The organism is Hydrogenophaga sp. SNF1, assembly GCF_034421675.1.
In the GTDB taxonomy this organism is placed as follows: Bacteria; Pseudomonadota; Gammaproteobacteria; order Burkholderiales; family Burkholderiaceae_C; genus Hydrogenophaga; species Hydrogenophaga borbori.
Genome location: NZ_CP139793.1, coordinates 4,073,754 through 4,094,485 on the forward strand (window position 1 = coordinate 4,073,754; position 20,732 = coordinate 4,094,485).

Sequence of the window (20,732 nt, forward strand, 5' to 3'; positions counted from 1 at the left end):
ACTATATTGACCGGCTTCAGCACCTTGCCGCCTGTTGCCACCCCCATGCCACCCGACAGCGCCGCCGCCAGCTGGGCGTTGGTGCCCGGCATCGGCGCGCTGCTGTCGGCGGTGGGCGAGGTGCTGGCGGCGTCGCCCGACTGGCAATCGTGCATGCAAGAAGCGCCTTGGGGCGGTGACTGGCGCAACGGCCTCGATCACGACAGCCGGCTGCACCTGCTGCAGGCCCTGTCACGCGCGCGCGACTTCACCCTCCCCCTGCGCTTGTGGCGCCCCGCACAGGGCGTCGCCCACTACCGCTGCGCGGGATGGTGGGACCCGGTGCAGCGCGCGCACGGCTGCTACCTGGTCGACGTCACGGACCAGGAAGTGGAGCGGCAGGCGCACGACGCGCTCACCGGCTGGATCCGCCGGCTGTTCGAGCAGCTGCCCATGCAGCTGGCGTACTTCAGCGCCCCGCCCAAGGTGCGCTGCCTGTTCGCCAACAACCGGTTCGCGCGCGCGATGGGTCACGACGACACCTCGATCCTGGGCCGCACCGTGGCCGATCTGCTCACGCCCGACGAACGCCTTCGGCTGCGCAGGGCGGGCAGGTCGTACGCCCGCAGTGGCCAGGACCTGACCTTCCTGCACCGGCGCCGCCGCGCGGACGATGAAGAGGTCCTCGAGGTCTCCCTCTGCGCCGACCGCTGGCCCGATGGCCGGCTGCGCGGCACCTTCGTGCTGATGACCGACGTGACCGAACGCCACCGCGCCGAGAGGGCCCTGCGCGCCTCGCGCGAACGCTTGTCGCGCTTTCTCGAGGTCAGCGCGGAGGGGGTGCTGTTCCACCGCGACGGCACCATCACCGACGCCAACCCGGCCGCCTGCCAGCTCTCGGGCCACCCTCACGCCGAACTCGTCGGGCGCACGGTGGTGTCGATGACCCCAAGGCGCCACCGGGACCGCTCGCGCGTGGCCATCGGCAGCGGGGCGGACGCCTACTTCGAGTCGGAGATCCACCACGCAAACGGCGAGACGATCCCGGTCGAGCTGATCGGCCGCACCATGGAAATCAAGGGCGAGCGGCTGCGCATGACGGTCATCCGCGACATCCGCGACCGGCGCCAGGCGCAGGCGCGCATCCACACCCTCATCGAGGACCTGCGCTCGCAGAAGGACCGCGCCGAGGCCGCCGACCGCGCCAAGTCCGTCTTCCTGGCCGCCGCCAGCCACGACCTGCGCCAGCCCATCCACGCCCTGGGCCTGTTCCTCACCGCCCTGCGCGCCATGGCCCAGTCCACCTGCGTGCCCAGCACCGAGCTCGCCCAGATCTGCCGGCGCATGCAGTCCTCCCTGGACGGCCTGGGCCAGCTGCTCAACATGCTGCTCGACGTCTCCCGCCTCGACGCCAACGCCGTGCAGGTCGAGCTCGCCGCCCTGCCCCTGGCCCAGCTCTTCGCCGAACTCGACCAGGAGTTCGCCGACCTCGCCCACGAGAAGGGCCTGCGCCTGCACGTCGCCAGCTCCTCGGCCTGGGTGCGCACCGACGCCACCGTGTTGCGCCGCATCCTCTCCAACCTCATGGCCAACGCCATCCGCTACTCCCCGCGCGGGCGCATCCTGCTGGGCGCCCGATCGCGCGGCGATCGCCTGGAGATTCAGGTCTGGGACCAGGGCATCGGCATCGCCCCCGAGCAACTGGAGGCCATCTTCGAGGAGTTCTACCAAATCGACGCCGCCCACTCGCGGCGCAGCCAGTCCCATGGCCTCGGGCTGGGCCTGTCCATCGTCAAGCGATCGGCCCGCCTGATCGACGCGCCGCTGCGCGTGTGCTCCACCCCCGGGCGCGGCTCGCTCTTTTGCATCAGCGTGCCACGCGCACCCGCGCACACGAACACACCCTCGCTCACACCCACGCACTCACCCACGCACGCGCATACGCACACACACCCCCACGCCCACGCCCACGCGCCCTCCCCCACCGAACCCGCCCAGCGCAGCGAGCGGTCCACCGCCGCGCCAGCCCCGGGCGCGCGCCGCGTGCTCGTCATCGACGACGAGGAACAGGTCCTCATGGGCATGCAGCAGCTGCTGCAGGTCTGGGGCCACCAGGTCTGGTGCGCCAGCTCCGCCGACGAGGCCGTCGTGCTGGCCATCGCTCACGCCCACGAGATCGACCTGCTGCTCTCCGACTACCGCCTCGGCGGCAACATGACCGCCGTGCAGGCCATCGCCGCCGTGCACGCCTGCCTGCCCGCTCCCGTGCCCACCTACATCCTCACCGGCGACACCTCCCCACAGCGCATACAGGAAGCCTCCGAACTCGGCTTCCCACTCCTGCACAAACCCGTCGAGCCCGACGCCCTGCTCGCCGCCCTCAGAAGCCCGACGTGATCACCGCCCTGCCATCTCGTTCACCCGAGGCCCCGTGGACTCTGCTGCCGGGCCCGGTGCTGGTGCTGGCGGCCGACGGCACGGTGCGGCACGCCAGCGCCGCCCTGCAGGCCTGGCTGGGGCCCCTGGCGCCGCAGGAAGACTGGGCGCAGGACCTGCAAGAGCCCCATCGGCGCCTGTTGCGCGAGCGCCTGCGCGCCACAGCCCCCTTCGAACAGGACCTGTCGCGGGCCACCCCGCGCGGCGGGCCCCGCCAGACCGCGCGGCTGCGCCTGAGCGCGCGCTGGCTGCCCGAGCACGGCGCCTGGCTCTGCATCCTGTCCGATCTCGCCAGCCACCTCGACCGCTGCGTCGAAGCGCGCGAGGAATCGGGTTTCCTGCGCGCCTTCGGCGACGCCGTGCCGGTGATGATCGCGTTCTACGACAGGGACCAACTGCTGCGCTACGCCAACCGGCGGTACGTCCGGCAATACCGGCTCGACCCCCAGCGCATGATCGGCCGGCACATTTCCGAAGTGATCGGCACCGCCAACACGCTCAACGCCCCGTTCCAGGACCGCGTGCTCCTGACCTCGGGCGAGCCCGAAACCCCCGTGTCGTTCACGCGGTACCTCGAGCGCAGCGACGGGTCGCGGCAATGGGTCAACATCACCCTCGCGGCGATCCGCAACGAGCAGCATCACCCCATCGGCTCGGGCTCGCTGACCCGCGACATCACGCAGCAGCACGAGGCCGAGGGCGCGCTGCGCGAGTCGGAGGAACGCCTGCAGAAATTCCTCAACGCCAACGCCGAAGGCCTGGTTTTCCACGAGCGGGGCACCATCACCGACGTCAACCCCTCCGCGTGCACGCTGCTGGGGGCCGACCGGCGCGAACTGCTCGGCACCTCGCTGCTTGATCGCGTGCACCCGGTGGACCGGTTCGGCACCGCGGCGGTGCTGCTCGGGACCGAGGACAGCACCACCGAGGCCTCGCTGATCAACCCGCGCGGCGAGTCGCGTCCGGTGGAGTTCATCGGCCGCTCGGTCTGGCGCCAGTCGCAGCGCTTGCGCGCGGTGGTCATCCGCGACATCCGCGACCGGCGCCAGGCGCAGGCGCGCATCCACACCCTCATCGAGGACCTGCGCTCGCAGAAGGACCGCGCCGAGGCCGCCGACCGCGCCAAGTCCGTCTTCCTGGCCGCCGCCAGCCACGACCTGCGCCAGCCCATCCACGCCCTGGGCCTGTTCCTCACCGCCCTGCGCGCCATGGCCCAGTCCACCTGCGTGCCCAGCACCGAGCTCGCCCAGATCTGCCGGCGCATGCAGTCCTCCCTGGACGGCCTGGGCCAGCTGCTCAACATGCTGCTCGACGTCTCCCGCCTCGACGCCAACGCCGTGCAGGTCGAGCTCGCCGCCCTGCCCCTGGCCCAGCTCTTCGCCGAACTCGACCAGGAGTTCGCCGACCTCGCCCACGAGAAGGGCCTGCGCCTGCACGTCGCCAGCTCCTCGGCCTGGGTGCGCACCGACGCCACCGTGTTGCGCCGCATCCTCTCCAACCTCATGGCCAACGCCATCCGCTACTCCCCGCGCGGGCGCATCCTGCTGGGCGCCCGATCGCGCGGCGATCGCCTGGAGATTCAGGTCTGGGACCAGGGCATCGGCATCGCCCCCGAGCAACTGGAGGCCATCTTCGAGGAGTTCTACCAAATCGACGCCGCCCACTCGCGGCGCAGCCAGTCCCATGGCCTCGGGCTGGGCCTGTCCATCGTCAAGCGATCGGCCCGCCTGATCGACGCGCCGCTGCGCGTGTGCTCCACCCCCGGGCGCGGCTCGCTCTTTTGCATCAGCGTGCCACGCGCACCCGCGCACACGAACACACCCTCGCTCACACCCACGCACTCACCCACGCACGCGCATACGCACACACACCCCCACGCCCACGCCCACGCGCCCTCCCCCACCGAACCCGCCCAGCGCAGCGAGCGGTCCACCGCCGCGCCAGCCCCGGGCGCGCGCCGCGTGCTCGTCATCGACGACGAGGAACAGGTCCTCATGGGCATGCAGCAGCTGCTGCAGGTCTGGGGCCACCAGGTCTGGTGCGCCAGCTCCGCCGACGAGGCCGTCGTGCTGGCCATCGCTCACGCCCACGAGATCGACCTGCTGCTCTCCGACTACCGCCTCGGCGGCAACATGACCGCCGTGCAGGCCATCGCCGCCGTGCACGCCTGCCTGCCCGCTCCCGTGCCCACCTACATCCTCACCGGCGACACCTCCCCACAGCGCATACAGGAAGCCTCCGAACTCGGCTTCCCACTCCTGCACAAACCCGTCGAGCCCGACGCCCTGCTCGCCGCGCTGGAGGCCTGAACCTCAGACGAGCAGCGCCGCCACCCGCTCGCGCAGCCCGTCGGGCGTGAGGCCCGGCGCGGCCAGTGGCGCGCCCACGTTCAGGCCCACCCGGTTGAACAGGCCACGGCGCAAGGGCCTCACCATGGCCACGCGTTCGCCCCGGCGCTCTTCGATGCGGCTGAAGAAGGACCCCCACAGGTTGGTCAGGCCCATGGGGATCACGGGCACCTCCAGGCCATCCGCGCGGGCGCGCTCCAGGATCTTGATCACGCCGCCCCGGAAAGCCTGCAGCTGGCCGTCGCGCGTGATGCCGCCTTCGGGGAAGATGGCCACCAGTTCGCCCTCGCGCAGCGCCTGGGCGGCGCGTTCGAACGCGGCGTCGTAGGCGCCAGGGTCTTCGCTCTGCGGCGCGACGGGGATCGCCTTGGCCAGGCGGAACAGCCCGCCCAGCAGCGGCTGGCGGAAGATGCGGTGGTCCATGAGGAAGCGGATCGGGCGCGGGCTCGCGGCCATGATCAGCACCGCGTCGACGAAGCTCACGTGGTTGCACACCAGCACCGCCGCGCCGTCGGTGGGGATGCTCTCGTCGCCGCTCACCCGGAAGCGGTAGACCAGGCGCGAGGCCACCCAGGCCACGAAACGCAGCAGGTACTCGGGCACCAGCATGAAGATGTAGAACGCCACCGCCGCGTTCGCCAGACCCACCACCAGGAACATCTGCGGGATGGTGAACCCCATCTGCAGCAGCGCGCCGGCCACCAGCGCGCTGGCGATCATGAACAGCGCGTTGAGGATATTGTTGGCGGCGATGATGCGCGCGCGGTGCGTGGGCCGGCAGCGCATCTGGATCAGCGCGTACATGGGCACGCTGTACAGGCCGGCGAACAGGCTCAGCAGCGCCAGGTCGATCAGCACGCGCGCGTGCGCCGGCTGCGACAGGAAGGCCCCCAGCGCCATCACCTCGGCCGACGGCAGGCCGCGCGTGGCGAAGTACAGGTCGATGGCGAACACGCTCATGCCGATGGCACCCAGTGGCACCAGGCCGATCTCCACGTGCCGGCGCGACAGCGCCTCGCACAGCAGCGAGCCGACGCCAATGCCGACCGAGAACACCACCAGCAGCAGCGAGGCCACCTGCTCGTTGCCGTGCAGCACGTCGCGCGCGAAGGCGGGGAACAGGCTGAGGAAGACGGCGCCGAAGAACCACATCCAGCTGATGCCCAGCACCGAGCGGAACACCACCGTGTTGCCCTGGGCCAGCTTGAGGTTGCGCCAGGTCTCGCTCACCGGGTTCCAGTTGATGACCAGCGCCGGGTCGGTGGCCGGCGTGGGCGGCACGTGGTGCGAGGCGAAGCGCCCCAGCAGCGCCAGGCCCACACAGGCGAAGCCCACATGGTGCGCGCCGATCTCGGGCACGGCGATGATCAGGCCGCCCGCCACGTTGCCCAGCAGGATGGCGACGAAGGTGCCCATCTCCACCATGCCGTTGCCACCGGTGAGCTCGCGCTCGCTCAGGTGCTGCGGCAGGTAGGCGAACTTCACCGGCCCGAACAGGGTGGAATGCAGGCCCATGAGGAAGGTGCAGGCCAGCAGCACGGCGATGTGCTGGCCGAAGAAGCCCCAGGCGGCCAGCGCCATGATGCCGATCTCCAGCCGCTTGACGAAGACCATGAGCGAGCGCTTGTCCAGCTTGTCGGCGAGCTGGCCGCTGGTGGCCGAGAACAGCAGGAAGGGCAGGATGAAGAGCGCGCCGATCACCAGGCCCGCCAGGCTGGCGGGCAGCCAGCCGATCTGCAGCTGGTAGGTGACCAGCACCGTGAAGGCGAACTTGAAGAGGTTGTCGTTCGCGGCGCCGAGGAACTGCGTCCAGAAGAAGGGCGCGAAGCGGCGCTGCTTGAGCAGGGCGAACTGGTTGTGGCCCGGGGCCCCGGGCGCGGCGCCGGTGTCCGGGGACAGCGTGGCGGTGGTCATGGCGTCTGCTCCTCTGGGTGGGCGCCGGAAAGGCGCGCGGCGGATTCTGCCCGCCCACACCACCCACCGGGCGGATTTCGATACGGGATCGGCTGGCATCATGCACGGTACCGGATTTCGATACTCTCAACGCCCATGAGCACCACCGCCGACCTCGTCACCGCCCTGAAGCGGGAACTCAAATCCGCGCACATGACCTACGCCGACCTGGCGCGCGCCATGGGCATGGCCGAGTCCAGCGTCAAGCGCATGCTGGCCAAGGGCGACATGTCGCTCTCGCGCATCGACGCCATCTGCCGCGCGCTCAAGCTCGACTTCGCCGAGCTCGCGCGCCGCGTGGCGGACGCGCAGCCGCTGGTGACCGAGCTCACGCCCGCGCAGGAGCGGGCCGTGGTGGCCGACAAAAAGCTGCTGCTGGTGGCCATCTGCGTGCTGAGCCAATGGACGGTGGAGCAGATCACCGGCACCTACCGGCTCAGCGAAGCCGACTGCGTGAAGTTCCTGGCCCAGCTCGACCGCATCGGCATCATCGAGCTGCGTCCGCTCAACCGCTACCGCCTCAAGCTCGCCAAGACCTTCCGCTGGCGGCCGCACGGCGCGGTGATGAACTTCTTCCGCGAACACGCCTTGCTCGACTACTTCGCGGGCGGCTTCGACGGCCCCGGCGAGGGCCTGATGCTGGTGCACGGCTCGGTGAGCCGCACGCTGGCGCCGCTGTTCCTGGAGCGCCTGCAGCGCGTGGCGCAGGACTTCGCGCAGCAGCACCAGACCGACCAGAAACTGGCCGAGAAGGACCGCGAGGGCTACACCCTGGTGCTGGCCATGCGCAGCTGGGAATTCGAGGCCTTCACCCACCTGCGCCGCTGAACCGGCCGCAGCGCTGGCATGATCGCGGGCTTGCCTGTCGAACCGACCCCTGCATGAACGAGACCCGACCCCCGCCCCGGCGCCCGCGCCAGGGCCCCAAGACGCCCAAGGCCCCGTCCGCGCCGCGCCACCCGCTGCTGGCGCAGCTGGCCGAGTGGCACCCCGCCCTGTTCGGCGACGAGCCGCGCCCGCTCAAGCGCGGCATCTTCGAAGACCTGATCGCCGCGCACGGCGACGCGCTGGAAGCCGAGGCCCTGAAGGCCGCCCTGGGCCTGCACACGCGCAGCACGCGCTACCTCAACGCCGTGGGCTCGGGCCAGCCGCGCCGCGACCTGCAGGGCCAGGCGGTGGAGGTGGTCGCCCCCGAGCAGCGCCACCACGCCATCGTGGAGGTGTACCGCCGCCGCCAGTCGCGCAGCCCCGAGGACCTGGCGCCGCAGCTGCGCCAGCGCATCGCGCGCGCCTTCGAGGCCAGCGGTCTGGGCCGCGAGGCCTATGCCACGCTGGTGCGCGGGCGCGACGAGGCGATCAACGCAGCCACCGAGGCCGCGCTGGACGAAGCCAGCGCGCGCATCGCGCGCGAGGCCGCGCTGCTGCGGGCGTTCGAATCGAGCGGCCTGAGCGTGGCGGCCTTCGCCGACGGCTATGGCATGACGCCGGACGACGCGCAGCGCGCCCTGGAGCGCGCGCGCCAGCGCCGCTGACGGCTCAGCCCTCGCGCACGAAGACCGTCAGCACGCCGGTGTAACCGTAGAGCCGGTGGTGCGCGATCTCGCCACCGGCGAAGAAACCCACCAGCGGCACGTCGCCCAGCGCGTGGCGCACGATCTGCAGCTCGGCGCTCGGCCCGCCGAAGTGCGGCCCGCCGCGGCCCGCGCAGCTCACGTACACCGCGCCCGCGATGGAGCGCGCCGGCCGCGGCGCGGCCTCCACCTCGGCCGCGCCCGCGCCGAACAGCAGTTCCTCCGGCTCCAGCTCCTCGCGCACCTCGGCGCACACGCGCATGAGGTCGGCGCGCGCCGCCTGCACATGGCGCTCGCAGAAGGCCAGCCGCGAGCCCTCGGGCGCCAGCTCGGCGATGGCCACGCCCCGGCGCACCGGGTCCAGGCCGATGATGTGGCGCACGATCACCTCGTGCCCGAAGGCGCCGCGCCGGTGCGAGGCCTCGCTCGGCGCGAGCGGGGCGCCGTCTGGGCCAGGACGGGTCACGCCCACCAGGGTGTGGCGCAGCCGCCGCATGGCGTGCTCGGGGTGATCGAGCGAGATCTCCAGTTCGCGCAGCAGCACGTCCAGGGCGGGCTCGCCGTCCAGGCGGACCACCAGGTGACCGTCGGATTCGGTGACCACATGGGTCGCCGCGATCGGCTGCGCGCCCTGCGTGACGCGCGAGACGATGCCCACACCGCGCCCGAAGGCCACGCCGCTGAGCCCACCGTGGAACACACCGCTGGCCGCGCCGTGGCCGCTGAGGGTGCCCGCGCTGCCCAGCGCGAACTGCAGGGTGGGACCGCGGCTGCCCGCCAGGCCGCCAAACAGGTAGCCGCTGCCGGTGCGCTCGGCCATTTCGGCGATCAGCTCCCCCACCTCGGGCGTGCCGGCGTCCGCGTGCACCAGCGCCGTGTGGGCGACGAAGCCCTCGCCGCCGTCCGCGCGTCCGCTGGCCGACAGCGGGGCCACGCCACTGAACACACGGTACTGGTCGGGGCTGAGGTCGCACAGCATCACCGACAGGGCCGGCTCGTCGAAGTACTCCACGTTGCTGGCCGAGACACCCACGCCCACGGTGCCGGCCCAGTCGGTCACCTCGGGCAGCTCGGCGCTCATCCACTCCAGCAGGGCCTCGGCCTCGCCAGCGTAGTGGTCGGTGATGTAGAGCAGGCCCAGCGAGGGCTGGCTGGCGTGGTCGGGCAGGGCCATCTGCGCGCGCAGCTGCGCCACCACCATGGCAGCGGCCATGCGCCATTGCGGGTGGGTGGCGTGCGCCTGGGGGAAACGTTTCATGCGGAGTTCGAGCCTCGTTGGGCCCGCGGGTTCAAGCGCGTTTGCCGCGCGCCTTGCGGGGCGCCGCCTTCTTGGCGGGTGCCGCCCGGGCGCCCGACGAGACGGCACGCGCCGCCGCGCGGCCCACGCCCGCCGCCGCCCCCATGCCGCGGCCCACGGTGCCGGCGGCGCTGCGCGCGGCCTGGCCCGCCAGGCCGGTGGCGGTTTTCACGGCGGCGTCCGTGAGGTCGGTGGCGACCTGGCGCGTGGTGTCCAGCGCGCCTTGCTTGGCCGCGTCCTTCAGGGCGTTGGTCGCGATCTGCTGGAACTGCTGGGACAGCGCGCCCCACCACTGCAGTGGGTCGACCACGCCGCCCGCCGGAGCGGCCGACGCGGCCTTGTCGGCCTTGGCCGCCACCTTCTTCGCCGCCGGCTTGCGCCGCGTGGGCGCGGGCGCGGGTTTGGCCGCTTCGGTGGTGCCGTAGGTGCGCGGCGGCACCTCCAGGCCCGGGAAGGGGTTGGCCTTGGCGGCAACCTCGGCCGTCTTGAGCTTGAGCGCATTGGCCACGTCGCCCATGCTGAAGTTCATGGACTTCAGCGTGGACAGGGTCATCTTCTGCACCTCCAGCGCCTGGATGGTGGCGCCCAGGGCCTTGGCGTTCTGGTCCAGCCAGTAGTGCACGGCCTTGAGCTCCTCGATGCGCTTCTCGAGTTCCTCGACGTTGAAGGTGGGCGCCACCCAGTGGCTGAGGTTGGGCAGTTGCGGGATGTTCTGCCCGATGCCCTGAGCGATGCCGCCGGCGGCCTGCGTGGCCAGGTTCTGCAGGAAATCGAAACCCGGCACGAACTTGCCGAAGCCGCTGGCGGACGCATCGCTCATGGCGAACTCCTCGATGAAAGGACCGGGGATCAGCCGTCGACGCCGTAGCGCGGCGCGCGGCGCTCGCGCAAGGATGCCACACCTTCGCGCACGTCGGGCCCGGCAAAACCCATGAATTCCAGCGCGAGCGAGGTGTCGAAACTCGGGCCCGCCTGGCGCAGCCAGTTGTTGAGCGAGTACTTGGTCCAGCGGATCGCGCTGGCGCTGCCGCCGGCCAGGCGATCGGCCACCTCGTAGGCCTTGTCGAGCAGCTGGTCGTCGTCAACCACCAGCGAGACCAGGCCGATGCGCTCGGCCTCTTCGCCGCTCACCGCGTCGCACAGCATGAGGTAGTACTTGGCCTTGGCCATGCCGCACAACAGCGGCCAGACGATGGCCGCGTGGTCGCCCGCGGCCACGCCCAGGCGCGTGTGGCCGTCGACGATCTTGGCGCTGCGCGCGGCGATGGAGATGTCGGCCAGCAGGCCGGCCACCAGGCCCGCGCCCACGGCCGGGCCGTGCATGGCGCTGACGATGGGTTTGTCGCAGTTGATGACGTTGTAGACCAGGTCGCGCGCTTCCTTCCAGACGCGCGAGCGCACCTCGAAATCGGTCGCCATGTCCTGCACGAGGGCCAGGTCGCCGCCGCCGGAAAAGCCCATGCCGCTGCCGCGCAGCACGGCCGCGCGCACGCTGTCGTCGCGGCCCACGTCGCGCCAGATTTCGCTGAGCTCCCAGTGGCCTTCATGGCCGGCGGTGGGCAGCTTGCCGTTGCCGCCGGGGCCGTCGGCGCGCATACGGATGTCGAGCACGCTGGGCGTGCCATTCACCAGCGGGCCGCGGCGGCTGATCTCCAGGGTCTGGTAGCGGCTGTAGTCGATGGTCGGGCTCATGGTGGTCTCCTGATGGTCGTCTGGTCCTGAACCGATCGATTGTGCTTGACCTGCATCAAGCGCCACGGTGCCGCCCGGGCCCAAGATGGCGGGCACGCAGGAGGCCCCCATGACCACGTTCATTTCCGACACCTTCGAGATCCAGTTGCGAGCCGCGCGCCAGGCGCTGCTGGAGCGCCTGTACGCCCAGCGCGGCGGTGTCCGCAGCCGCGCCGAGGTGGCGGCCGACAAGCGCGCCCGGGCGGCGGACGACAACGACGCCGTCGCGGACCCGGCCTTCGACCTCGGCTCGGTGCTGGGCGAGCGCGAAGCGGGCGAACTGGCCGCCATCGACGCCGCGCTCGCGCGCATCGCCGACGGCAGCTACGGCCTGTGTTTGGACTGCGGTGTGCAAATACCCGCCGCGCGCCTGCACGCGCAGCCAACGGCCGACCGCTGCCTGGACTGCCAAACGCGCGCCGAGCGCTGATCGGGCGCGGTCCGCGCCCTGGGCCGGATTCAGGCCTTGGCCAGCGGCGCGATCTTCTGGTCGATCGCGCCGAAGATGGACTGGCCGTCCTTGCCCTTCATCTCGATGCGGATGGTGTCGCCGTACTTCATGAAGGCGGTGGAGGGCTTGCCGTCGAGGATGGTCTCGATCGCGCGCTTCTCGGCGATGCAGCTGTAGCCCTTGGGCCAGTCCTTGCGGCCATCGACTTCCACGCCCTTGTTGCTCACCGTGCCGCTGCCGACGATGGAGCCGGCGCGCACGTTGCGCGTCTTGCCGATGTGGGCGATGAGCTGGCCGAAGTGGAACGTCATCTCGGGGCCGGCCTCGCACATGCCGACCTTGCGGCCGTTCCAGGTGCTCTGCAACGTGAGGTGCAGGCGCCCGCCCTGCCAGGCGTCGCCCAGCTCGTCGGGCGTCACGGCCACGGGGCTGAAGGCGGTGGCGGGCTTGCTCTGGAAGAAACCAAAGCCCTTGGCCAGTTCGGCGGGGATCAGGTTGCGCAGCGACACGTCGTTGGCCAGCATCACCAGGCGGATGCCCTCGAGCGCCTGCTCGGGCGTCGCGCACATGGGCACGTCGCCGGTGATGACGGTGATCTCGGCCTCGAAGTCGATGCCGTAGTCCTCGCTGGGCACCACCACGTCGTCCATCGGGCCGATGAAGTCGTCGCTGCCGCCCTGGTACATCAGCGGGTCTTCGTAGAAGCTGGCCGGCACCTCGGAGTTGCGCGCGGCGCGCACCAGCTCCACGTGGTTCAGGTAAGCCGAGCCGTCGGCCCACTGGTAGGCGCGCGGCAGCGGCGCCATGCACATGGCCGGATCGAAGGGGAAGGCGTGGCGCGCCTTGCCCTGGTTCAGGGTCACGTACAGGTCCTGCAACTGCGGGCTGATGAAGTTCCAGTCGTCCAGGGCCTGCTGCAGGGTGTTCGCGATGCCGGTCGCATAATGGGCCGTGCTCAGGTCACGCGAGACCACCACCAGTTGTCCGTCGCGCGAGCCGTCCTTGTAGGTGGCGAGTTTCATGCGTATCTCCTGCTGCCTCTTGAGTGGATGGGTGCCCCGGGGGCTTTGGGGCGATAATTACGGATAGTGAAATCGATTAACCTATGCGTAAGAGCGAGATTCTAGACCAAAGCCCCGCCAACGAGAGCGACGACAGCGAACCCCAGCGCGCGGGCATCCAATCGGTCGAGGTCGGCTTTGAACTGTTGAACGCCCTGTCGAGGGCCAGCGGCGCACTGATGCTGCGCGACCTGGCCGCCGCCGCGGGCATGAGCGCGGCCAAGGCCCACCGCTACCTGGTGAGCTTCCAGCGCCTGGGCCTGGTCACGCAGGACAGCGCCAGCACCCGCTACGACCTGGGCCCGGCCGCGCTGCGCCTGGGCCTGGCCAGCCTGTCGCGCATCGACGCCGTGCGCCTGGCGCGCGAGCGCATCGACGCCCTGCTGCCGCTCACGGGCCACACCCTGGCCATCGCCGTCTGGGGCAACCAGGGGCCCACCATGGTGCATTGGACCGAGGCGCCCCAGGCCGTGCCCGTGGCGCTGCGCCTGGGCGACGTGATGCCCCTGCTGTCGTCCGCCACCGGCCGCTGCTTTGCCGCCTTCATGGGCGACGAGGGCCACGACGCCCAGCGCGTCGGCCCCATGATCCGCGAGGAACTCGCGCGCCTGAAGAAGCTGCCGCGCAACGGCCCCTTGCCGCTGGACCTGCCCACCTCCATGACCGAGGTGCAGGAAATGCTCGACGAGGTGCGCCGCCGTGGCGTGGCGCGCGTGGTGCACAGCCTGCAGGCCAGCGTGGCCGGCTTTGGCGCCCCGGTGTTCGACGTGCAGGGCCGCATGGTGCTGGCCATGGTAGTGCTGGGTTCGGTGGCCACCCTGGACACCGACTGGGACGGCGGCCCGGCGACCGCGCTGCGCGACGCCGCCCGTCGGCTGAGCGCCGATCTCGGGCACCGCGAAGCGGCGCCCCGGTCCGACCAGCCATGAATCCACACAAGCAACCCGTGGCCCCGAGACCCCGCCCGTGGCTGTCGCTGGGCGCCGGCGTGCTGGCAGCTTTCGCCGCGGCGCTCGGGCCCCAGGGGAGTGGCCCCGCGTTCGCCGCCGCGCCACCGGCGCCCGCCGCCAGCGCCACCGCCCCGCGAAGCGACCCTCCCCCAGCGAGCGAACTGAGTTACGAAGTGTTCGGCCAGGCCAAGGGCTTCGACTACCGCGCCACCGGCAGCCTCTCCTGGCGCCGCGAGGGCCCGAACTACGAGGCCCGCCTGGAACTCGCCATGCCCCTGCTCGGCAAGCGCGTGCAGACCAGCCAGGGCAGCGTGGGCCCCGACGGCCTGCGGCCCACGCGGTTCGCCGACAAGCGCAGCAGCGAGCGCGCCGTGCAGTTCGAGCCCGAGGCCAAGCGCATCCGGTTCAGCAACAACGCGCCCGAGGCCGAGTGGCTGCCTGGCGCGCAGGACCGCCTGAGCCTGTTCCTGCAGCTCGCCGGCCTGCTGCGGGCCCAGCCGCGCCAGACCGGCGACGTCTTGAGCTTCCAGGTGGCCGGCCTGGGCGATGCCGAGATCTGGCAGTTCGAGGTGGGCGCGCTGGAAACCCTGCGCCTGCCGGCCGGCAACATCGAGGCCCGGCTGCTGAAACGCACCCCGCGCAAGCCCCACGACAGCACAGTCGAGGTCTGGCTGGCACCTTCCCTGGGCCACCTGCCGGTGCGCCTGCGCATCGCCCAGCCCAATGGCGATGTGGCCGATCAACGGCTCGCCCGTTTGCCCTAGCCGCTGGGCACCCCGGAACCGGTTTCGGCTCAAACGCCACAAGCCGATTGAAAAAAGCCGGCGGGTCCCCAACTGGGGCATACCCCTGCTCCAGTGGGAGTGCGATTTGCCGATATAACGGCATCAGCGCCGAAAGCGATTGGCGGAAAGGAAATCAAGTCCATGCACATGCTGTACGACTCGGAAGCGTTCGCGGTGGTCCACATCCTGGCCAACGCGCCTGCCGAAGGTGAGGCGCCCGCCGACACCGGGCCGCAGATCCCGCGCCATGGCTTCGAAATCGTGGACAAGCGCTCGGGCAAGGAGGTCTACCTCGACGGCTCCTGGGCCGAGATGTTCCAGGCCCAGATCGTGGAATGGCAGCGCAACAGCCCCTCGCAGGAAGAGGTGGAGAACACGCTGGAGGGCTACGCCTCGCTGGCCCAGAACCCGGTCGTGATGCACTGAGCGCGCCACCGCGCCCCGCCACCCCCAGCCTGGCTATGCCAGGCTTTTTTGTGCCCGCGCATAGCGCCAGCGGTACACCGGCTCGGCCAGGACCAAGACCGCCACCAGGCGGCAGACCTGGAAGGCCGTGACCACGGGCACGCCCAGCTGCAGCACCTTGGCGGTGATGGCCATTTCGGCAATGCCCCCTGGCGAGGTGCCCAGCAGCATGGTCACCGGGTGCAGGCCCGTGAGCCGCGCCACCACCCAGCCGAAGCCGGCGCACAGGGCCATCATGGCGAAGGTGGCCAGCGCCACCGAACCCAGCCAGCGCGGCGCCGTGTGGGCGAAGGCCGGCGTGAATCGCACCCCCAGGCTCACGCCGATGAAGAGCTGGGCCGCGTTGGTGAAGGCCAGCGGCAGGGCCGAGAGCTGCACGCCCGCCAGCGTGATCGCCATGGTCACCACCAGCGCGCCCATGAACCAGGGGTTGGCGCGGCCCAGGCGCTGCATGCCCAGGGCACCGGCCAGCGTGATCAGCCCCAGCAGGGCCAGCCCGCCCGCGTGCACCTCGCGGATGGCGGGCGGCAGCGTGTCCAGCCCATGCACGCCCGCGGCCTGCAGGGCGAAGGGAATGGTGACCGTGACCAGCAGCACGCGCAGGGTATGGGCGGCGGCCACGAGGTCGGTGCGCGCGCCCTGGCGCTCGGCCAGCAAGGTCATCTCGGACGCGCCGCCGATGGCGCCCGAAAAATAGGTGGTGGCGATCAGCTGCGCGGGCGGCAGCCGCAGGCGCGCCGCGTGCTGGCGCCGCAGCCAGGCCGCGAAGCCCAGGCCCAGCAGCAGCGCCCAGGCCACGCCCAGGACGATCGCCCACCACAGCCCGGCGACCAGGGCACCCACCTCCGGGGTGAAGTACAGGCCCAGGGCCGCACCGATCACCCACTGCCCGGCGTTGCGCAGCGGTGTCCAGCTTTCGGTGGGCGCGCCCAGCACCGACACCAGGGCACTGGCCAGCAGCGGTCCGATCATCCAGGGAATGGGCGTGCCCAGCCAGACGCACAGGCGGGCGGCGGCGTAGGCGAGCAGGAGGGTCAGGGCCGTGCGCGTCCAGGACGCCGGCCCGAAGCGCGACACAGGGAAAGGCACTCGGGAAATCTCGGGCGGCGCAGAGGGCGCCATACGGGACCGTAGTATCGGTGCATGAAGCCCTCCCTTGCCGCCACCGGCCTGGCCGCGCTGTGGCTCGCCGCCTGCGCCCAGACACCCGCCAGGGACTTGCCCACCCTGCTCGCGCGCACCTCGCCCACGCCCTTGCTGCTGGTGGGCGAGCAGCACGACGCGCCCGAGCACCAGCAGCTGCAGCGCGAACTGGTGCAGGCCCTGGCCACACGCGGCGAACTCGCGGCCGTGGTGATGGAGATGGCCGAGGCCGGCCGCGACACGCGCCAGCTGCCGCGCGACGCCAGCGAAGACGCCGTGCGCCAGGCCCTGGCCTGGGACCAGGGCGCCACCTGGCCCTGGCCGGTCTACGGGCCGGTGGTGATGGCCGCCGTGCGCGCGGGCGTGCCCGTGCTCGGCGGCAACCTGCCGCGCGCGCGGATGCGCGAGGCCATGGCCGACACCGCGCTGGACCGGTCGGTGGACGCCTCGGTGCTGGACCGCCAGCGCACCGCCGTGCGCGAAGGCCACTGCGATCTGCTGCCCGACAGCCAGATCGCGCCGATGACGCGCATCCAGCTCGCGCGCGACCGTTCGTTGGCAGACACCGCGCTCCAGGCCCTGGCGCCGGGCCGCACGGTGTTGCTGATCGCCGGCAACGGCCATGTGCGCACGGACATCGGGGTGCCCTTGCACCTGCCCGCCGGCCAGGCCCGCCGCGTGGTGGTGGCGCGCGCGGGCTCGGCCGGCGCCGACGCGCCGGGTGACGTCGTCTGGCCCACGCCCGCGCTGCCCGAGCGCGACCACTGCGCCGGGCTGCGCGAGCGCTTCAAGCGCTGATCAGTCCTTCAGGCGCTGGATCGCGTCGGCCAGCACCGAGACCATGGTCTCGATGTGCTCGCGCTCCACGATGTAGGGCGGCGCGAACACCAGGTTGTCGCCCGCGTTGCGCACCAGCACGCCGCGGTGGAAGCAATCCAGGAAGACGTCGAAGGCGCGCTTGCCGGGCATGCCCGCCAGCGGCGCCAGCTCCACCGCGCAGGCCAGGCCCAGGCTGCGGATGCCAATGACGTGCGGCAGGCCCTTGATGGCGCTGAACATGGCGTCGCTCAGCACCTGGCCCATCTGGCCGGCGCGCGCGAACAGCTGCTCCTTCTGCATCAGTTCCAGCGTGGCGATGGCCGCCGCGCAGGCCACCGGGTGGCCCGAGTAGGTGTAGCCGTGGAAAAACTCGATGGCGTGGTCGGGCGCGTTGCCGTGCGCGCCCATCATGGCGTCGTAGATGCGCTGGCTGCAGACCACGCCGCCCATGGGGATGACGCCGTTGGTGACGCATTTGGCGAAGTTCAGCATGTCGGGCTGCACGCCGTACCAGTCGGCGCCGAAAGCCGTGCCCAGGCGGCCGAAGCCGGTGATGACCTCGTCGAAGATCAGCAGGATGCCGTGCTTGTCGCAGATCTCGCGCAGGCGCTTGAGGTAACCCTTGGGCGGCACGTACCAGCCCGCGCTGCCGGCCACCGGCTCCACGATCACCGCCGCCACGTTGCTCGGGTCGTGCAGCGGCAGGATGCGGTTCTCCAGCTCGAGCAAGATGTCCTCTTCCCACACCGGCTCCTGGTGCTGCACGAAGGCGTGCTTCACCGGGTCGTGGATGAAGCGCAGGTGGTCCACGCGCGGCAGCAGGCTGGTGCCGTAGACCTTGCGGTTGGCCGGGATGCCCCCCACCGACATGCCGCCAAAGCCCACGCCGTGGTAGCCACGCTCGCGGCCGATGAAAAGGTTGCGCTGGCCCTCGCCGCGCGCGCGGTGGTAGGCCAGGGCCACTTTCATGGAGGTGTCGGCCGCTTCGCTGCCTGAGTTGCAGAACAGCACCTTGTTCAGGTCGCCGGGCGCCAGGGCCGCGATCATCTCGGCGGCTCGGAAGGCCTTGTCGTTGCTCACGCTGAAGGCGGTGGCGTAGTCCAGCGTGTCCAGCTGCCGCTTGATGGCCTCGTTGATGGGCTGGCGGTTGTGGCCCGCACCCACGCACCACAGGCTGGAAATGCCGTCGATGACCTGGCGGCCGTCGTGCGTGGTGAAGTGCATGCCGTCGGCGGCGACGAAGATGCGCGGGTCCTTGGCGAAGCTGCGGTTGGGCGTGAAGGGCAACCACTGGTTGTCCATGTTGAAGTCGTTGTAGGCCATGCGGCGTCTCCTGCGAGCGGTGATCCGGGCATTCTGGCACCGCCCCCGCGCGCCGGGGGCGCCACTGCCCGACCCCGCGCCAGGCCCACTGGCGGCCACCCTGCGACAATCGCGCCGCCATGGAAAACACCTACGTCCTCACCCTGTCCTGCCAGGACCGCCCCGGCATCGTGCACGCCGTCTCGGGCTTTCTGTTCCAGCACGGCGGCAACATCGAAGAGGCGGCCCAGTACAACGACCACGACACCGGGCTGTTCTTCATGCGCGTGCAATTCGCTTGCGCGCAACTGAGCCAGGCCGAGCTGCGCGAGCGCCTGGGTGCCTTCGCCGAACCCTTCGGCATGCGCTGGGGCCTGCACCCGCTCGCGCAACCGCTGCGCACCGTGCTCTTCGTGAGCCGCGAAGGCCACTGCCTCAACGACCTGCTGTTCCGCTGGAAGAGCGGCCTGCTGCCGCTGGACATCCGCGCCATCGTCAGCAACCACCGCGACTTCTACCAGTTGGCGGCCAGCTACAACGTGCCCTTCCACCACATCCCGGTGACGGCCGCCACCAAGGCCCAGGCCGAGGCGAAGCAGCTGGAGATCATCCGCGCCGAACAGGCCGAGCTGGTGGTGCTGGCGCGCTACATGCAGATCCTGTCCAACGAGCTGTGCCGCGAACTCGCCGGCCGCGCCATCAACATCCACCACAGCTTCCTGCCCAGCTTCAAGGGCGCCAAGCCCTACTACCAAGCGCACGACCGCGGTGTGAAGCTGATCGGCGCCACCGCCCACTACGTGACGGCCGACCTCGACGAGGGGCCCATCATCGAGCAGGACGTGGCCCGCGTGGACCACACCGACACGGTGGAAGACCTCACCGCCCTCGGCCGCGACACCGAAAGCCAGGTGCTGGCGCGCGCCGTGAAGTGGCACGGCGAGCACCGCGTGCTGCTCAACGGGCACAAGACCGTCGTCTTCAAGTGATGCAAGACCTCATCAACGCCGAACGGACCGCCGCCGGGCCGCCCCAAGGCGGGCCAGCCCCCGTGGGGGGCAGCGACCCGCGCCAGCGGCGGAGCGTGGGGGCGTGATGACGGCGCGCATCCCGCCCATCCAGTGCCTGCTGGCCTTCGAGGCCCTGGCGCGGCTGCGCAGCGTCACGCAGACGGCCGACGAGCTCAACGTCACGCCCAGCGCGGTGAGCCACCGCATCCGCCAGTTGGAAGAGATCCTGGGCACCAAGCTGTTCGGCCGCGCGGACTTTTCGCTCACCACCGACGGCATCGAGTACCTCACCCACGTGCGCGACGGCCTGGGCGCCCTGCAACGCTTCCCCAGCCAGAAGGCCGCGCCCGGGCGGCGCAAGCTGCGCCTGGCCATCACGCCCACCTTCGCGCGCTCGGTGGTGCTGCCGCGCCTCAAGCAGTTCAGCGACACCTACCCCGAGATCGACCTCACCCTGCAGGTCAGCATCCCGCTGCTGGACGTGGTGGCCGAGGACGCCGACCTGATGGTGCGCTACGGCACCGGCCGCTACGCCGACGTGGAGTACCTGCTGCTGGCCAAGGACGAGGTCTCGCCCATGGCCTCGCCGGCCTTCGCGCGCGAGCACGGCCCCTTCGAGGCGCCCGAGGACCTGGAAGGCCTGCCCCTGCTGCGCAGCCCGCTGGAGCCCTGGCGCACCTGGTTCGCCGCGCACGAGCTGGACTGGCCCGAACCCACCGAGGGCTCGCAGTTCAACGACATCGGCCTGATGTGCGACGCCGCCGCGGCCGGCATGGGCGTGGGCCTGCTGCGCTACAAGCTGGCCGCGCCCTGGCTGGACAGCGGCGCCCTGGTGCCCCTGTACCCGCGCCGCGTGCCCAGCCCGCACGCGCACTACCTGTGCTGGCGCACCGGCACCATGGAGCGCTGGGAGTGCGCGGCGTTTGCGCGCTGGCTGCAGCAGGCCATGGGGTGAGCGCCGCCCACGGCGCCCACCCGCTTTCCGTTCAGTCGATCGCCAGGCGCTGGGCCGAGGTGGCGGCCTTCTTCGGCAGCGTCAGCCGCAGCACGCCGTTGTCGAAGCGTGCCTTGGACGCGTCCTTGTCCACGCGCTGCGGCAGCTGAAAGGCGCGCGAGACGGCGCCGTAGTAGCGCTCGCTGCGCAGCACGCGCTGGCCGTCGCGCTGCTCGTCCTGCTGCTTGACCTCGGCGCGCAGGGTAACCACGTCGTCCTCGATGGTGACCTGGATGTCGTCCTTGGCCACGCCCGGCAGTTCGGCGTCCACGGTGTAGGCCACGGGCGTTTCCTTCACGTCCACCTTGATCTGCGCGGGCAGGGCGTCGCCGTGCAGCGGCTTGACGAAGAAGCCGGGCGCGACGTCGCGGAACAGGTCATCGAACAGGCTGTTGCGGGCAATGAGTCCGGTCATGGTGAAAGTCCTCCAGATTCGA

19 protein-coding genes are annotated in these 20,732 nt (G+C 71.1%); 11 read left to right on the plus strand and 8 right to left on the minus strand.

Annotated features, from left to right (window positions below; translation table 11 throughout):
- Positions 1 to 45: 45 nt before the first annotated feature.
- Positions 46 to 2,376: a PAS domain S-box protein gene (locus SOM08_RS19520; protein WP_322469551.1), complete on the plus strand. Its 2,331-nt coding sequence runs from the start codon at positions 46 to 48 to the stop codon at positions 2,374 to 2,376.
- Positions 2,373 to 4,724, plus strand: coding sequence for a PAS domain S-box protein (locus tag SOM08_RS19525; protein ID WP_322469552.1), 2,352 nt, complete (start codon positions 2,373 to 2,375; stop codon positions 4,722 to 4,724). The genes SOM08_RS19520 and SOM08_RS19525 overlap by 4 nt, the downstream gene beginning before the upstream one ends.
- A 3-nt stretch (positions 4,725 to 4,727) precedes the next feature.
- Here SOM08_RS19525 and SOM08_RS19530 read toward each other — a convergent pair whose 3' ends face one another.
- Entirely contained in the window at positions 4,728 to 6,677 is a 1,950-nt protein-coding gene (locus SOM08_RS19530; protein ID WP_322469553.1) for an MFS transporter, read from the minus strand.
- Positions 6,678 to 6,812: 135 nt separating this feature from the next.
- Between SOM08_RS19530 and SOM08_RS19535 the strand changes: the two genes are divergently transcribed.
- Entirely contained in the window at positions 6,813 to 7,544 is a 732-nt protein-coding gene (locus tag SOM08_RS19535; RefSeq protein WP_116959660.1) for a helix-turn-helix domain-containing protein, read from the plus strand.
- A gap of 53 nt (positions 7,545 to 7,597) precedes the next feature.
- Positions 7,598 to 8,248: a ProQ/FINO family protein gene (locus SOM08_RS19540; protein ID WP_116959659.1), complete on the plus strand. Its 651-nt coding sequence runs from the start codon at positions 7,598 to 7,600 to the stop codon at positions 8,246 to 8,248.
- Positions 8,249 to 8,252: 4 nt separating this feature from the next.
- Here the strand turns inward: SOM08_RS19540 and SOM08_RS19545 are convergent, their stop codons facing one another.
- Genes SOM08_RS19545 through SOM08_RS19555 form a run of 3 tightly spaced genes read right to left on the minus strand, consistent with a single transcriptional unit; the run spans position 8,253 to position 11,276 of the window.
- Positions 8,253 to 9,545 carry an FIST signal transduction protein gene (locus SOM08_RS19545; RefSeq protein WP_116959658.1) on the minus strand — a complete coding sequence of 431 codons (1,293 nt, stop codon included), beginning with the start codon at positions 9,543 to 9,545 and terminating at the stop codon, positions 8,253 to 8,255.
- 31 nt (positions 9,546 to 9,576) lie between these two features.
- Positions 9,577 to 10,404: a PhaM family polyhydroxyalkanoate granule multifunctional regulatory protein gene (locus tag SOM08_RS19550; protein ID WP_322469554.1), complete on the minus strand. Its 828-nt coding sequence runs from the start codon at positions 10,402 to 10,404 to the stop codon at positions 9,577 to 9,579.
- A gap of 29 nt (positions 10,405 to 10,433) precedes the next feature.
- Positions 10,434 to 11,276: an enoyl-CoA hydratase/isomerase family protein gene (locus SOM08_RS19555; RefSeq protein WP_175442845.1), complete on the minus strand. Its 843-nt coding sequence runs from the start codon at positions 11,274 to 11,276 to the stop codon at positions 10,434 to 10,436.
- Positions 11,277 to 11,385: 109 nt separating this feature from the next.
- On the opposite strand from SOM08_RS19555, the gene SOM08_RS19560 reads away from it, so the two are divergent.
- Positions 11,386 to 11,745, plus strand: coding sequence for a TraR/DksA family transcriptional regulator (locus tag SOM08_RS19560; RefSeq protein ID WP_116959656.1), 360 nt, complete (start codon positions 11,386 to 11,388; stop codon positions 11,743 to 11,745).
- Between the two features lie 29 nt (positions 11,746 to 11,774).
- Here the strand turns inward: SOM08_RS19560 and SOM08_RS19565 are convergent, their stop codons facing one another.
- Complete coding sequence (locus SOM08_RS19565; protein ID WP_116959655.1) at positions 11,775 to 12,788, minus strand: fumarylacetoacetate hydrolase family protein; 1,014 nt, start codon at positions 12,786 to 12,788, stop codon at positions 11,775 to 11,777.
- Positions 12,789 to 12,871: 83 nt separating this feature from the next.
- On the opposite strand from SOM08_RS19565, the gene SOM08_RS19570 reads away from it, so the two are divergent.
- From SOM08_RS19570 to SOM08_RS19580, 3 genes are all read left to right on the plus strand, one after another.
- Positions 12,872 to 13,756, plus strand: coding sequence for an IclR family transcriptional regulator (locus SOM08_RS19570; RefSeq protein WP_116959654.1), 885 nt, complete (start codon positions 12,872 to 12,874; stop codon positions 13,754 to 13,756).
- Between the two features lie 17 nt (positions 13,757 to 13,773).
- Positions 13,774 to 14,541, plus strand: coding sequence for a DUF3108 domain-containing protein (locus tag SOM08_RS19575; RefSeq protein WP_181936504.1), 768 nt, complete (start codon positions 13,774 to 13,776; stop codon positions 14,539 to 14,541).
- A 162-nt stretch (positions 14,542 to 14,703) separates the two neighbouring features.
- Complete coding sequence (locus SOM08_RS19580; RefSeq protein WP_116959652.1) at positions 14,704 to 14,988, plus strand: DUF3567 domain-containing protein; 285 nt, start codon at positions 14,704 to 14,706, stop codon at positions 14,986 to 14,988.
- Positions 14,989 to 15,021: 33 nt separating this feature from the next.
- Here SOM08_RS19580 and SOM08_RS19585 read toward each other — a convergent pair whose 3' ends face one another.
- Positions 15,022 to 16,149 (minus strand): AbrB family transcriptional regulator, encoded by a 1,128-nt coding sequence (locus SOM08_RS19585; RefSeq protein ID WP_416186974.1) that lies wholly within the window; start codon positions 16,147 to 16,149, stop codon positions 15,022 to 15,024.
- A gap of 21 nt (positions 16,150 to 16,170) precedes the next feature.
- On the opposite strand from SOM08_RS19585, the gene SOM08_RS19590 reads away from it, so the two are divergent.
- A complete protein-coding gene (locus SOM08_RS19590; protein ID WP_322469555.1) occupies positions 16,171 to 16,968 on the plus strand; it encodes a ChaN family lipoprotein in 798 nt (265 codons plus the stop codon).
- Here the strand turns inward: SOM08_RS19590 and SOM08_RS19595 are convergent, their stop codons facing one another.
- Positions 16,969 to 18,312: an aminotransferase class III-fold pyridoxal phosphate-dependent enzyme gene (locus SOM08_RS19595; RefSeq protein ID WP_116959649.1), complete on the minus strand. Its 1,344-nt coding sequence runs from the start codon at positions 18,310 to 18,312 to the stop codon at positions 16,969 to 16,971.
- Positions 18,313 to 18,431: 119 nt separating this feature from the next.
- On the opposite strand from SOM08_RS19595, the gene purU reads away from it, so the two are divergent.
- Together purU and SOM08_RS19605 are read left to right on the plus strand one after the other, a co-directional pair.
- Positions 18,432 to 19,280, plus strand: a complete 849-nt coding sequence (gene purU, locus SOM08_RS19600; RefSeq protein WP_322469556.1) for a formyltetrahydrofolate deformylase — start codon at positions 18,432 to 18,434, stop codon at positions 19,278 to 19,280.
- A gap of 106 nt (positions 19,281 to 19,386) precedes the next feature.
- Entirely contained in the window at positions 19,387 to 20,256 is an 870-nt protein-coding gene (locus SOM08_RS19605; RefSeq protein WP_322469557.1) for a LysR substrate-binding domain-containing protein, read from the plus strand.
- A 31-nt stretch (positions 20,257 to 20,287) separates the two neighbouring features.
- Here the strand turns inward: SOM08_RS19605 and SOM08_RS19610 are convergent, their stop codons facing one another.
- Positions 20,288 to 20,710: an Hsp20/alpha crystallin family protein gene (locus tag SOM08_RS19610; protein WP_070399428.1), complete on the minus strand. Its 423-nt coding sequence runs from the start codon at positions 20,708 to 20,710 to the stop codon at positions 20,288 to 20,290.
- Positions 20,711 to 20,732 lie beyond the last annotated feature (22 nt).